Annotated in this window: 12 protein-coding genes; 8 read left to right on the top strand and 4 right to left on the bottom strand. The window is 56.2% G+C overall.

What is annotated here, in order from left to right:
* Positions 1-49 precede the first annotated feature (49 nt).
* On the bottom strand, positions 50-1,885 hold the full coding sequence (gene typA, locus FIV46_RS11360; RefSeq protein WP_139941047.1) for a translational GTPase TypA: 1,836 nt from the start codon (positions 1,883-1,885) through the stop codon (positions 50-52).
* 147 nt (positions 1,886-2,032) lie between these two features.
* Between typA and FIV46_RS11355 the strand changes: the two genes are divergently transcribed.
* From FIV46_RS11355 to FIV46_RS11340, 4 genes are all read left to right on the top strand, one after another.
* The gene (locus tag FIV46_RS11355; RefSeq protein ID WP_139941046.1) at positions 2,033-3,019 is read left to right on the top strand and encodes an NADPH:quinone oxidoreductase family protein; all 987 of its coding nucleotides are present in this window, start codon (positions 2,033-2,035) and stop codon (positions 3,017-3,019) included.
* Positions 3,012-3,791, top strand: a complete 780-nt coding sequence (locus tag FIV46_RS11350) for a hypothetical protein (protein ID WP_139941045.1) — start codon at positions 3,012-3,014, stop codon at positions 3,789-3,791. The genes FIV46_RS11355 and FIV46_RS11350 overlap by 8 nt, the downstream gene beginning before the upstream one ends.
* Positions 3,792-3,885: 94 nt before the next feature.
* Positions 3,886-4,656 carry a response regulator gene (locus FIV46_RS11345; RefSeq protein WP_139941044.1) on the top strand — a complete coding sequence of 257 codons (771 nt, stop codon included), beginning with the start codon at positions 3,886-3,888 and terminating at the stop codon, positions 4,654-4,656.
* A gap of 204 nt (positions 4,657-4,860) precedes the next feature.
* Entirely contained in the window at positions 4,861-5,214 is a 354-nt protein-coding gene (locus FIV46_RS11340; RefSeq protein WP_139941043.1) for a hypothetical protein, read from the top strand.
* 3 nt (positions 5,215-5,217) lie between these two features.
* Here the strand turns inward: FIV46_RS11340 and FIV46_RS11335 are convergent, their stop codons facing one another.
* On the bottom strand, positions 5,218-6,036 hold the full coding sequence (locus FIV46_RS11335) for a hypothetical protein (protein WP_139941042.1): 819 nt from the start codon (positions 6,034-6,036) through the stop codon (positions 5,218-5,220).
* 140 nt (positions 6,037-6,176) lie between these two features.
* Between FIV46_RS11335 and FIV46_RS11330 the strand changes: the two genes are divergently transcribed.
* A complete protein-coding gene (locus FIV46_RS11330) occupies positions 6,177-6,416 on the top strand; it encodes a hypothetical protein (protein ID WP_139941041.1) in 240 nt (79 codons plus the stop codon).
* A 58-nt stretch (positions 6,417-6,474) separates the two neighbouring features.
* Here FIV46_RS11330 and FIV46_RS11325 read toward each other — a convergent pair whose 3' ends face one another.
* Entirely contained in the window at positions 6,475-7,353 is an 879-nt protein-coding gene (locus FIV46_RS11325; protein ID WP_139941040.1) for an N-formylglutamate amidohydrolase, read from the bottom strand.
* A 191-nt stretch (positions 7,354-7,544) separates the two neighbouring features.
* Here FIV46_RS11325 and cpdR point away from each other — a divergent pair, with 191 nt between their 5' ends.
* From cpdR to pepN, 3 genes are all read left to right on the top strand, one after another.
* A complete protein-coding gene (cpdR, locus tag FIV46_RS11320) occupies positions 7,545-7,904 on the top strand; it encodes a cell cycle two-component system response regulator CpdR (RefSeq protein ID WP_139941039.1) in 360 nt (119 codons plus the stop codon).
* An 88-nt stretch (positions 7,905-7,992) separates the two neighbouring features.
* Positions 7,993-9,411, top strand: coding sequence for a sigma-54-dependent transcriptional regulator (locus FIV46_RS11315; RefSeq protein WP_139941038.1), 1,419 nt, complete (start codon positions 7,993-7,995; stop codon positions 9,409-9,411).
* A gap of 122 nt (positions 9,412-9,533) precedes the next feature.
* Complete coding sequence (gene pepN, locus FIV46_RS11310; protein ID WP_139941037.1) at positions 9,534-12,194, top strand: aminopeptidase N; 2,661 nt, start codon at positions 9,534-9,536, stop codon at positions 12,192-12,194.
* Between the two features lie 14 nt (positions 12,195-12,208).
* Here pepN and FIV46_RS11305 read toward each other — a convergent pair whose 3' ends face one another.
* On the bottom strand, positions 12,209-13,921 hold the full coding sequence (locus FIV46_RS11305) for an amidohydrolase (protein ID WP_219846097.1): 1,713 nt from the start codon (positions 13,919-13,921) through the stop codon (positions 12,209-12,211).
* Between the last annotated feature and the right edge of the window lie 44 nt (positions 13,922-13,965).

Raw genomic sequence — 13,965 nt, 5'->3', positions numbered from 1 at the left:
CATTCCTATAGCATAAAAAAAGCCGGGCGAACCCGGCTTTTTGATCATTTTAGCTGGCTTGGGCGGCGCGAAGGGCCCTCTTGCGATCATGGGGATCGAGGTAGCGCTTGCGCAGCCGGATATTTTCCGGGGTAACCTCTACCAGTTCATCGTCATTGATATAGGCGATGGCTTCTTCCAGGCCCAGTTTGCGCGGCGGGGTCAGCTTGATGGCGTCATCCTTGCCGGCGGCGCGGATGTTGGTCAGCTGCTTGCCCTTGAGCGGGTTCACGTCCAGGTCGTTGTCCCGGCTGTGTTCGCCGATGATCATGCCTTCATAGACTTCGTCCTGCGGGTCGACCATGATGATGCCGCGTTCCTCAAGGTTGAACAGGGCGTAGGCCACAGCCTTGCCGTTACCGTTGGAGATCAGCACACCTTGGCGACGCCCGGCGATCGGGCCCTTATAGGGGCCATAGCTGTGGAACACCCGGTTCATGATGCCGGTACCGCGGGTATCGGTCAGGAACTCGCCGTGATAACCGATCAGGCCGCGGGACGGGGCCAGGAAGGTGATACGGGTCTTGCCGGCGCCGCTGGAGCGCATGTCGGTCATTTCCGCCTTGCGCAGGCCCATTTTCTCGACCACGCCGCCGGAAAATTCTTCGTCCACATCGACGACAACTTCTTCATAGGGCTCCAGTCGTTCGCCGGTGTCAGGATCTTTCTTGAACAGCACCTGCGGGCGGGAGATGGAGAGCTCGAAGCCTTCGCGGCGCATGGTTTCGATCAGGACGCCGAGCTGCAGTTCGCCGCGTCCGGCCACTTCAAAGCTGTCCTTGTCTTCGCTTTCGGTGATTTTGATGGCCACATTGCCTTCGGATTCACGTTCCAGGCGATCACGGATCAGGCGGCTGGTGACTTTCTTGCCTTCACGTCCGGCCAGCGGGCTGTCGTTGACGGAGAATTTCATGCTCAGGGTTGGCGGGTCAATCGGCTGGGCCTGCAGCGGTTCGGTCACTTCCGGGGCGCAGAAGGTATCGGCCACGGTACCGACACTTAGTCCGGCAATGGCAATAATGTCTCCGGCTTGGGCCTGCTCTACCGGCACACGCTCCAGTCCGTGGAAGGAGAGGAGCTTGCTGGCGCGGCCCTGTTCCACCACTTCACCCTTGGCGTTCAGCACCTTGATCGGATCGTTGACCTTGATCCTGCCGCTCTGCACCCGCCCGGTCAGCACGCGGCCCATGAAATTATCGCGATCCAGCAGGGTCGCCAGCATGGTAAAGGGCTTGGCGATATTTTCCTCGGTCGCCACTTCCGGCGCCTTGAAATGGCTGATGATGGTTTCAAACAGCGGCGCCAGGTTTTCCCGCGGACCGTCCAGTTCCAGATCCGCCCAGCCGTCACGGCCGGAGGCAAACAGGGTCGGGAAGTCAAGCTGCTCCTCGTTGGCGTCGAGCGCCACGAACAGGTCAAAAACCTCGTCATGGACGGCATCGGGGCGCCGGTCCGGCTTGTCCACCTTGTTGATCACCACGATCGGTTTCAGGCCCAGCGCCAGCGCCTTGGACAGCACGAATTTGGTCTGCGGCATCGGGCCCTCGGCGGCATCCACCAGAAGGATCACGCCGTCGACCATGCTGAGGATACGCTCCACTTCGCCACCGAAGTCGGCGTGGCCCGGGGTGTCGACAATATTAATGCGGGTGCCGTGCCATTCCACGGCCGTACATTTGGCGAGGATGGTAATGCCGCGCTCTTTTTCCAGGTCGTTGCTGTCCATGGCCCGCTCTTCAACGCGCTGGTTTTCACGGAACAGGCCGCTCTGGCGGAACATGCTGTCCACCAGGGTTGTTTTGCCATGGTCCACGTGGGCGATGATGGCAATATTACGTAACGTCATGTAATTAAACTCGTATCAATTAAAACTGTTGATCTGCCGTTAACAAGCGCCTATCACTGTGCAGTGCAAAAAACGGCCAAAAATTCGGCGCAGTATAGCCATCCTGCGGCCTTTGTCCATGTGAATTTATCGTGACGGGAGGAAATGATGAAAGCGATGATCGTCCGGGAAAATGGTCCCTTGTCCAATTTGCAGCTTGAGGAAGTGGATGATCCGGTGGCAGGACCGGGCCAGGTCGTGATCGATATCAAAGCCTGTAGCGTCAATTTTGCCGACAGCCTGATGGTTGAAGGCACTTACCAGGTCAAGCCGCCGAAACCTTTCAGCCCCGGACTGGAAGTGTCCGGCTATGTGGCCGAACTGGGTGACGGCGTCGCAGGATTCAAGGTGGGGGACAAGGTTCAGGCTCTGACCAACTGGGGCGGTTTTGCCGAAAAGATCGCTGTGCCGGTTGACGCCCTGCTGAAGGTGCCGGAAGAGATGCCGCATGCGGATGTAGCCAGCTTCGTGGTTGCCTATGGCACCAGTCATGTGGCGCTTGATTATCGCGCCCGGCTCAAGCCCGGGGAGTGGCTGGTGGTGACCGGTGCCGGCGGCGGGGTCGGCCTGACGGCGGTGGAAATCGGCCACCTGATGGGCGCGCGGGTTATTGCGCTGGCCGGGGACGATGACAAGCTGGAAGTGGCGCGCAGCAAGGGGGCGGAATTCACGGTCAATTATAAGGACGAGGATGTCCGGGAGCGGCTCAGGGAAATTACTGACGGCCAGGGTGTCAATGTGGTTTACGACGCCGTTGGCGGCGACATCTTCCAGGCCTGTTTCCGCGCCATGGCGCCGGAGGGGCGGATCCTGGTGATCGGTTTTGCCAGCGGCAATATTCCCCAGGTTCCGGCCAACCATCTGCTGGTCAAGAACATCGAGCTGATCGGTTTCTACTGGGGCGCCTACAAGGAATTCAAGAACCAGATTCTGGTGGACAGCGCGAAGCAGCTGCTGGGCTGGTATCAGGAAGGCAAGATCAAACCCCACATCAGCAAGACCTTCCCGCTGGAGCAGACGGTGGACGCCATCCGCGCCCTTCGGGACCGCAAATCCTCGGGCAAGGTGGTGGTGCTGATCGGGGACGATGCTTAGGGAATTTTTCGAGTATCTTCTGACGCCCGCAGAGCCGGCCGTGAAGGCATTGGGCTATCTGCGGGAATCCATCTCCATTGAGAGCCGCCACCGGCGCTGCCGGGAAGCGTGGCGGGAGCATCTTGAAAACAGCCGCAGGCAAATTTTATCTGCAGCAGAGACTTTGAAACCAGGCAGTCATATTGTGATTATGGGCTCAGGCGCGCTCCATGATGTGCCGGTCGAAGGTCTGCGGGAGAGGGGGCTTCGGCTCAGTCTTGTGGATATTGTCCACCTGCCGGCGGTCAGAAAGCGCTATGGTCGGGATGACCATATTCATTTTGTGACGGTGGATGTCACCGGGAAAGCGGCAAATATCTTCGCGCCGAAGAGCGCGGGCAACGGAAGCCCCCCGGCGCTGGACCTCGCGGCGCCGCCGGACCTGGTGGTCTCGCTCAATATTCTCTCGCAACTGGCACTGCTGCCGCTGAAATATCTGGAAAAGATGGGGGAAAAGGTTCCGCCAGACTTTGCGGAAGAGATCATGCTGGCGCACCTGGACTGGCTGGCCGGTTTCGGCTGTCCGGTTGCTTTGGTTTCTGACTTCGAGCGTCTCTATGCGGAAAAAGATGATGTCCTGGAGCATGAGGAGGCCTTGCCGGACAAAGTTGCCCGGAAGCTGGGGCGGCCTGAACAGGACTGGGTCTGGAGAATAGCGCCAGCCGGCGAGCTCGACCGGAAAATAGAGGTCCGCCATCGTGTTGGCTTCTGGCGACCTGATGCCGGAAGATGAAAAGTCCCTGTTTCCCGCTTTGTTAGCCAACTATTAATTTCTGCCCCCTATAGTTTCAGAAACTTTGAAAATATCATTTGAGTATAGGGCCGCAATGAGCATTCTTTCCGAAGCAGAACTTGAAAATCTCTATGAATCCGAAGCACTTGACGAAGCCCGCGATGTCGCCGGCAGTCTCGAAGTCCGCCTGCAGCAGGTGCTGAGCGGTGAAATCAAAGGGGAGAAGGCGAAGGCCATGCTGGCGCAGGATGCCTCCAACCTGCGGCTCAAAGTCAAGGCTGTGAAGCTGCCCGGCCTGTCGGCCATTTGCCAGCGCCTTGACGACTACTTGTGGCATATGGATGAGGTCAAAGAGGAAAACATCAGGGACCTGCAGCAGTTCAGCGATAAAATCCTGGGGCTTCTGGACGGATCCTCCACTCCGATCAAGGATGTTGCTGCCGATATTCAGGCGCTGCCCCATCATTCCACTTTTGAAGTCAGCGATGTGAAGAAGACTGACAAGGACGTTACACTGGTTCTGCCACAGAAGGCGGCAGCGCGCGTGGTTGAACGCGAACTGGTGGAGTGCGGCTATCGCGTGTCCACGGTTCTGGACTCTCTGGATGCCTTTGAAATCATCCTCGAAACGCGCCCGGATCTGGTCATTACCACGGCGGTGATGCCGCGCTTGTCAGGGATTGATCTGGCCTGCGCGCTCAAATCCATGCCGACCACAAAAAATGTTGCTGTCGCAATTTTAACGAGTATGGAACTGGATCATCCGGATCTTAAAGCCCTGCCCATGAGTGTCGGGATTATCCGGCGCGGCGAACATTTCGGTAATGACCTGGCGGAAGTGTTGCAACGTTTCGGAATTACCTGATCATTTTGCATTTCCCGAATTCTTAATTCTGCGCTCATGCAGAGACCTCATGGTTTACTATTATGATTCACCGTTGTTTTTCAGGGGGGAAGAGTTAACAATGGGATTGTCATCGGCTTAATATTGCCTTATTTCTTTGTATATTGGAGATCAACGGAAGTTTCCGTATTGGGGCAAATCTTAAAAAAAAGATTGGGGCGGGATATGAAAAGCAAATCTTTCACATTGTTATTGTTGTTGGTTTTTTCCCTTTTTTCTGCGGGGCAGGTCCAGGGGAGCGAGAAATATACTGAAAATGTCCAGGCGGCGGACCGACAACTATTACTGGAAAATTATGGCGAGGCGGCGGATCTCTATAATCAGGCAAAGTCCTACGCCACAAACGTAAATGAAAAAAGTTACATCCACTACCGGCTCGGCAGCATCTATATGCGTCTCAACGACAAGATAAAAGCACAGCAGGAATGGCGGGACGGCCTCGATCTCCTCGAACGTGAAGGAGTTCATTCAGGCATCGAATTCCATCTTAAGCAGGCGCTTCTTAACAACGGCCTGTAATGTCTAAAGATAAGCTGCTGCCAGCGACAGGGTGAACAAGCCCGCCATGGTGGCAAGCCTCTTCCCTTGTGGTGACAGCTGCAGGGGCAGCAAGCCGCCTATGCCGTCCGCAAGGAATATGAGCGAAAGCAGGAAGATGGCCGGCGACAGCCCCGGTTGTTTCATGATGATGTTGAGGAGGCTGCTGAGAATTATCAGGAACGACGGAAACAGCCCCGCCGCCCCCAGCGGAAATCGTTTCTTGGGCAAATTCAGGATCATATAACCGGCCAGCGCCGAGACAAATGCCAGCAGAATATGTGTCGCGACCGGATCCGCCGTTGTCATCCAGGCGATAATCATGCCCCCGACAGCAATCAGCAGAAGCGACCAGGTAATATCAATCCCGTCCTGCCAGTCCTGCTCCAGCTTCAGAAAGTGGCCGAGCGCCAGCACGGTGATCAGTGCCAGTCCCCGGTATTCCGCCTCGCTGAACGTGAAAGGGCCGGACGGGGCGAAAGTCCAGAACACACCGGCGACCGGCACAACTGACTTGAAAAAGGTGCTGGTCTTGTCAAGGGACGGGAACCGGTCCAGCAAAACGCCATAAAGCAGCGCAAAAAGACACAGGTAAAATAATTTTGCCTGCTGATCGGTCGCGGGGATGTCAGGCCAGCCGAAATGGATCAGCATCACCAGCAGGAAGGAAACAACCAGGGAGGCGCTGGCAAGGGTGTTCCCCAGTCCTTCCCCGATATAGACCCTGGTCAGCGCCATGGAAACGATCGTCAGCACAAGGGGAAGCAGGCCAAGCATCACAAACGGGTCGTTAAAGTTTATCATGCCGCTATTCAGTCTCTTTCCCTGAAAATCTGATCATCCGCCGGGCCGGAATTTGATGCCCCAAACAATGTCGCAAAACGAATCACCCTGCAAGAAAAATATAAAATTGTCCGGATTGTTTCGCAGGAGGAGAAAACACCGTGACATTTCTGCAGAGAGGGATTGTGGTATTTTGGTCTGCGGATATCGCGGTAAAGATTTATCCTGTTGAAAATCAAGGGTTTTCCAAAATTTTGCGAGTGTTGCAAAAAAAACACAGTGTGGCATTTATGTTTTGGTTAAGTTATTGGAAAACAATAACTTTTTTCCCCTTGATTTTAGAGGGAGAGTTACTAAATATAGTTATGAGCGTTGTTCTTGGTGTAGGAATACACGCTTGAGCCCTACGTGGGCGTTTCCTCCCTAAACTTGGGCCATCTGAAAAACGGTGGCCCTTTTTTATTTTTCACTGTTAGCAGTATAGATGCCGAGCAGGGACTGGATTTCCCTGTTCAGTTTATCCGCCAGTTTGGTGATGGAATCCCGAAGGTTTTCGAAGTTTCCATTCAGCGACAGGTCTTCCTCGTTGAGGTAAAGGTTTCTGTTAAGTTCGATTTGGATGGCATGCCGTTTCCGGTCAGGGACACCGTAATGCACGGTATTATAGCCACCGGCATAGGGCGCGTTGAAGCGGACTGACAGGCCGTCCTCTTCAAAATGCTGCGCCACATAGCGGGAAATCTTCCTGGAACAGCTTTTATCATAATTATTGCCAATGACCACATCCGCCTGTCTGTTGGACGGCAGGCGGGAATTCATAAAACGGTAGGACGGCATGGAATGACAATCCACCAGAAGATAATAGCCAAACCTGTCCCGGGCCTGTTCAAGCAGTGCGGCAAGAGCTTCGTGAACCGGGTAATAAACCTCCTCAAGCCTTGCCCGGGCGGCGTCATGGGTCAGGCCCGGTTCCGGATAAATATCCTTGCCGTCGAAGGTTTTCATAGGAATAACGCCAAAGCCGCGCATGACTTTTTCACTTCGGATGAATTGCAGGCCGCGGGGCGAGTCCTTCAGGCACGCAGGGTCGATTTCCCGGACGTCGCGGTTGGTATCCACATAAATCCTGCCATAGTGATTTTTAAACAGACAGGAGCCTGCGCTGGTAATGCCGCCGATCACATCATCCATCCGGCTGTCGCCGGACTGGTGCAGCCTGATCGGCTGTCCCTCATATTGGTTGAGAAACTCCACAGGCAGGTAACGACCGCTGTGCGGGCTGTTGTAAACGATGCCGTTGGAGGGAGTGTCCGGTGAGATGATCGAATATGTTTCCATCGGGGTAAACAGGTTCCGCCCTGAAAATATCTTTCGCAAGATGATCAAAGATAAACAAAAGCGAATGAATGGTCCAAATAATTTGTGGAAAAATTAAGATTTCAAAGATAATTTATGACTATATTTATTTCCATGGTTATTCCGGGCCTCATGATTGGGCGCCGGACAGGTAGAGATTAAGGGTATACTCAGTGACGCGAATTCTTTTGGCTGAAGATGATGAAACCATGCGCACTTTCCTGGCGCGCTCGTTGGAAAAGGCCGGCTATAAAGTCATTTCCGTGGCTCAGGGGACCGATGCCCTGCCGCTTTTGGCTGGTGGAGGGTTTGATCTGCTGCTGACCGATATTGTGATGCCGGGCATGGACGGCATTGAACTTGCCCGCCGGGCCACCAAGATGCAGCCTGAGCTGCAGGTCATGTTCATCACCGGCTTTGCCGCTGTTGCGATGGATAAAACACGCGATCGTCCGACGAATTCCAAGGTTCTGCAGAAGCCATTCCACCTGAAGGACCTGGTGGATGAAGTCGACCGCCTATTTGTCGCTTGATCTCTATTCGGCGGATTAGTATTTTAAAGTAATATTCAAATACTAAAATGTCCCGCACGACGGGCATTGCAGCATAACAGGGTGCGCCTTGGCTAATCCAACCATATTGCTTGTTGAAGATACGCTTCCGCTGGCCTCGATCTACAAAGAATACCTGAGCGATGAAAAGCTTGAGCTGGTCCATGTGGCGACTGGCGGGGAGGCCTTTGACTATCTGGAGGAGGGACGTCCCGAAGTCATTCTGCTTGATATGCAGCTGCCGGACATGGACGGGATGCAGATCCTCGAGCATATCTCCGATAAAAAAATTGAAACCAGTGTTGTTGTGATTACTGCCCACGGCTCCATCTCGCGGGCGGTGGATGCCATGCGCCTGGGCGCCTTTGAATTCCTGCTCAAGCCGTTCGACAAGAGCCGCCTGGTCTTTACCGTGCGCAATGCCCTGGAACGGGTCCGGCTGAAAAAGGTCGTCTACAGCTATCAGAGCCAGTTTGAGGACCGCAAGGAATTCTGTAACATGCTGGGCAGTTCCCTGGCCATGCAGTCGGTCTACAGAACCATTGAGAATGTGGCGTCCAGCAAGGCCACAGTCTTTATTACCGGGGAAAGCGGTACCGGCAAGGAACTTGCCGCCCACGCGATCCACGAACTGAGCCCGCGCCGGAATCAGGAATTTGTGGTGCTGAACTGTGGAGCCATCCCCAAGGATCTGATGGAAAGCGAGATCTTCGGCCATGTCAAGGGCGCCTTTACCGGTGCCATCGATAATCGGGAGGGGGCGGCGCACAAGGCGGATGGCGGGACTTTGTTCCTGGATGAGATTGGCGAGATGGATATGGACCTGCAGGCCAAGCTGTTGCGCTTTATCCAGTCCGGCACCTTCCAGAAGGTCGGCAGCACCACGACCCATAAAGTCGATATTCGTTTTGTCTGCGCCACCAACCGCGACCCGCTCAAAATGGTCGAAACGGGATTGTTCAGGGAGGATCTGTACTACCGCCTGAACGTGGTGCCGATCCATATGCCGCCGCTTAGGGAACGGGGCCGGGACAAGCTGGAAATCGCCTATGCCCTGCTGGATAACTTCACCCGCGAGGAAGGAAAGCATTTCGTGCGGTTCTCGCCGGAGGTGGAAAAAGTCTTTTTGCACCACCCCTGGCCGGGGAATGTGCGCCAGATGCAGAATATCATCCGCAACGTGGTGGTCCTGCATAATGGCGAGGAAGTCAGCCTGGAAATGCTGCCCGCACCTTTCAACAGCTACGACGTGACAACGCCTTCCGCCACTGTGGTGGAAAAAGTGGCCCAGACCGGCGACAATGTGGTGGTTCTGCCGAAAATGTCGCCCAAGGCCATCCGGCCGCTGGAGGAGCAGGAGCGGGAGATTATTGAAGAAGCCATCCGTCTCTGTGATGGAAATATCACCAAGGCCGCCGGCTATCTGGAGATCAACCCTTCCACAATCTATCGCAAGATGAAAAGCTGGAGAGGGCCCTTGCTGAGCTGACGAGGCAGCCGGTCACGCTTTTCAAGGCAATCGTTTACAAATCGGTCTGGAAAGCTGTAATAATGATGCTTGTCAGTTCGCCCGGCACCTGTTCCGGATTTCATTCAAGATAAGGACATATTATGGCAGACGCTTCCCAGGCTGTGGCCCGCCCGCAAACCAAATATCTCAAGGACTATCGGGCGCCCGATTATACCATTGACCGGGTGGACCTTTTGTTTCAGCTGGAAGAAGGGGTGACCCATGTCACCTCGCGCCTGCAGATGCGGCGGCAATCGGGCGGGGTGGATACACCCCTGGTGCTGGACGGCAGCCACATGAAGCTTTTGTCCGTGGAACTGGACGGCGGACAATTGTCTGCGGATGATTATGAAGTGGGCGAGGAAACCCTGACCATTACCGGCCTGCCGGAAGAATTCGAGCTCACCATCCGCAACGACATTGACCCGTCGGCCAACACAGCGCTGGAAGGGCTGTATATTTCCAAAGGCATGTATTGCACCCAGTGCGAGGCAGAGGGGTTCCGGCGCATCACCTATTTCCTCGACCGCTCCGATGTGATGGCCACTTACCGGGTACGGATCGAGGCGGACCGGGAGAAATATCCGGTGCTGCTGTCCAACGGCAATGAAGTGGATCACGGCCTGCTTGGTGAAGGCCGGCATTTCGTCGTCTGGGACGATCCGTTCCCCAAACCCTGTTATCTGTTTGCCCTGGTGGCCGGTGACCTGGCATATCTGGAAGACCATTACACCACAAAATCGGGCGAGAAAGTCACCCTGCGTCTGTTTGTCGCGCCCCAGGATCTGGATAAATGCCGCCATGCCATGGACAGCCTGAAAAAATCCATGAAGTGGGATGAGGATGTTTACGGCCTCGAATATGACCTGGATATCTTCAATATCGTGGCAGTCAGTCATTTCAATATGGGGGCGATGGAAAACAAAAGCCTCAATATCTTCAATACCAAATGCGTGCTGGCCAATCCGCAGACCGCAACCGATGCGGACTTCGCGGCGGTGGAGGCCGTGGTCGCCCATGAATATTTCCATAACTGGACCGGCAACCGGGTGACTTGCCGCGACTGGTTTCAGCTTAGCCTCAAGGAAGGCCTGACCGTGTTTCGGGACCAGGAATTTTCCGCTGATATGGGCTCTCGCGCGGTCAAGAGGATCGAGGATGTGCGCATGCTGCGGCAATATCAGTTTGCCGAGGACAGCGGCCCCATGGCCCATCCGGTGCGCCCCGATAATTATATTGAAATCAATAACTTCTATACGGTGACGGTCTACGAGAAGGGCGCGGAAGTAATCCGCATGTATCATACCCTGCTGGGGCCGGAAAACTACCGCAAGGGCATTGACCTCTATTTCGAGCGCCATGACGGCCAGGCGGTGACCTGTGACGACTTTTTGTCGGCGATGCAGGATGCGTCCGGCGTCGACCTCGGCCAGTTCAGCCTGTGGTACAGCCAGGCCGGCACCCCGGAGGTTACGGTGGAAAGCCGCTATGATGCGGAAAACGAGCTGTTCGAACTGACCCTGAGCCAGACAGTGCCGGATACGCCGGGCCAGACCGGCAAAAAGCCGATGCATATCCCCGTGGCGGTGGGGCTGGTGGGTCCGGACGGCGCCGACCTGCCGTTGCAGCTGGAAGGGGAGAATGCGCCCCACGATGTGGACGGCACCCGGGTGCTGGACCTCAAAGAGGCAAGCCAGACCTTCCGCTTCGTTAATGTCGCCGAACAGCCGGTCCCCTCCGTGCTGCGCGGTTTTTCCGCCCCGGTGAAGCTGAGCACCGGGCTGAACGAGGATCAGTTCCTGTTTCTGCTGGCCCATGACAGCGACAGCTTCAACCGCTGGGAAGCGGCCCAGACCCTGTCGGCCAATATCATCCTCGGACTGGTGGATGATCTGGCGGCGCAACGGGCCATGGAGCTGGATCCCAAGTTCATCAATGCCATCGGCAAGGTGCTGGACGATGACACACTGGACAATGCCTTCAAGGCGGAGATCCTGTCGCTGCCGTCGGAAGCGGTGCTTGGCCAGATGCGCACGCCGGTGGATGTGGACGGCATTCATGCCGCCCGGGAATTTGTCCGCGGCCAGTTGGCCCATGCCCTGGAAAATGACTTCCGCGCCCTCTATAGCCTGTGTGAGGACAGGGGGGCTTACGAATTCACCCCCGAAGCGGTCGGCAATCGCCGCCTGCGCAACATGGCGCTCGGCTATCTGATGGAACTCGGCGACGACGAGGTCTGCAAGCTGGCCATCAAGCAGTTCATGAATGCGGACAATATGACCAATGAAATCGCCGCCCTGTCCACTCTGGTGAACAGCGACTGTGCCGCCCGGGACGGCGCCCTGCAAACCTTCTACGACAAATGGCGGCACGAGCCGCTGGTGCTGGATAAATGGTTCTCGGTCCAGGCCACGAGCCGGCGCGCCGATACCCTTGATGTGGTCAGGCACCTGCGCCGCCATCCGGATTTCGACATCCGCACCCCGAACCGGGTGCGCTCCCTGGTCAGCGCCTTCTGCGCCCTGAACCCGGTCAATTTCCATGACAAATCCGGCAGCGGATATAATTTCCTTGGCGATATCCTGGAGGAGCTGGACCCCATCAACCCGCAGATTTCAGCCGGGCTGGTGCGGCCGCTGACACGCTGGAAAATGTATGATGCGGACCGGCAGCAATTGATGAAAAAGGTCCTGATGCGGATCCTCTCCTTCAAGGACCTGTCCCCGGATGTTTATGAGATTGTATCCAAGAGCCTGCAGTAGCTTTAGCCGCTAAGTCATTGCTCATTCTTTGGGGTTGTGACCATAACAATGACCGGATCTGCGACGATGTGTCCGCCAACGACCGTCATGGCAGTAACCGCACTCATGATAAAATCTTCGGGAACTGTCATGATGTCTTTGGTTAGCACTGTCAGATCGGACAGCTTGCCCACTTCAATGCTCCCCCTGACATCCTCCTGAAAAGCAGCGATGGCGGGCCAGAGGGTCAGCATTTTCAGCGCCTCCTCGCGGCTCAGGGCCTGCTCGGGATGCCAGCCTTCCGCCTGGAAACCGTTCAGGTCTTTCCGGGTAACGGCGGCATAAAACTCAATCCGCGGATCGCCGATCTCCACCGGTGCATCCGATCCGCCGGGAATGACGGCGCCTTTTTTGATCATATCCTTCCAAGGGTAGGCATATTTGAGCCGTTCCAGGCCAAGGCGATCGCGGGCGAAATGCAGGTCACCGATAGCGTGGCTTGCCTGCATGGAGGGAATGACGCCCAGATCGATAAAACGCTGCTGGTCGTCAGGATGGATATTCTGGGCGTGTTCGATGCGCCAGCGCGGCGCTTTGACTTTCCGCTGTTCCGGCGGCACGGTGTTAAAGGCTTCCTGATACCAGTCCAGCACCAGCCGGTTGGCCCGGTCCCCGATGGCGTGGGTTTCAATTTGGATGCCTTTTGTCAGGGCCTCGATGAGGATGGGCATGATTTTGTCATGATCGGTAAGCAGCAAGCCCTTACCGTGATGGTCGGCATAGTCTGCAAGCAGGGCCGCCCCGCGGGAGCCCAGGGCTCCGTCCGTATAAAGCTTGATGGCCCGGGCAACAATCATATGATCCGGGTCCGTGATTGGCCCCTCGGCCAGCAGCCGTTTTGCGGGCGCGCCGTCAGAGAGGGCGTAATAAACCCGGGTTTTCAGCCTGCCTTCCTGCCGGAGTTCCTCAAGCAGTTCCAGGTCCCGCCAGGTGCCGCCCGCATTCTGGATCTGGGTCCAGCCCAGGGCGGCATTCCGTTCTGTGGCCAGAAGGAAGGCTTCCTTGTCGTCCGCCCGGCTGGGCTCAGGGATCAGACGTGTGACCAGTTCCATGGCGTTATCCACCAGCATGCCGGTGGGTTCCCCGCTGGCATCCTTCAGGATTTCCCCGCCGTTGGGGTCCGGGGCGGCGGCGTTGATACCGGCCATCTTCAGGGCCAGGCTGTTGGCGATCCCCGCATGGCCGTCGGCGCGGACCAGAAAAGCGGGCCGGTCCGGAACAATCTCATCAATTTCCTGCCGGGTGGGAAAACGTTTTTCCGGCCAGGTCTTTTCGATCCAGCCTCGCCCGGTGAGCCAGCCGCCTTCCGCGACCGGATGGGCCTGCAGATAAGCGGACACCTGTTGCAGCATCTTCGCCAGGCTCTCTGCGCCCTGCAGGTTCAGTTCCTTTTCCCGGTACCCAACGCCTTTGAGGTGATAATGGGAATCAGTAAAGCCCGGATAGACCGCCATGCCCTTCAGGTCGCGGATGTCATTGCCGCCGCACAGATAGGGCTTTACCCCGTCCTCGTTGCCGACATAAATGAATTTTCCGTCCCGGATGGCGAGAGCCTCCGCGCGGGGGGCCTTGTCATTGACTGTATAGATGGTGGCGTTATGCAGGACCAGATCGGCCTGTTCACAGGCGACTGCAGGCTGAAAGCCGCCGGACGTCAGGAGCCCGCCAAGAAGTGCAAGATATTTCATTTCCATCCCCTTTTTTTTTCCATATTACAGGAAAAGCGGGGGAA

Origin of the sequence: Emcibacter nanhaiensis (genome assembly GCF_006385175.1) — a bacterium.
Lineage (GTDB): Bacteria > Pseudomonadota > Alphaproteobacteria > Sphingomonadales > Emcibacteraceae > Emcibacter > Emcibacter nanhaiensis.
This window is presented reverse-complemented; position numbering and strand designations above follow the sequence as displayed.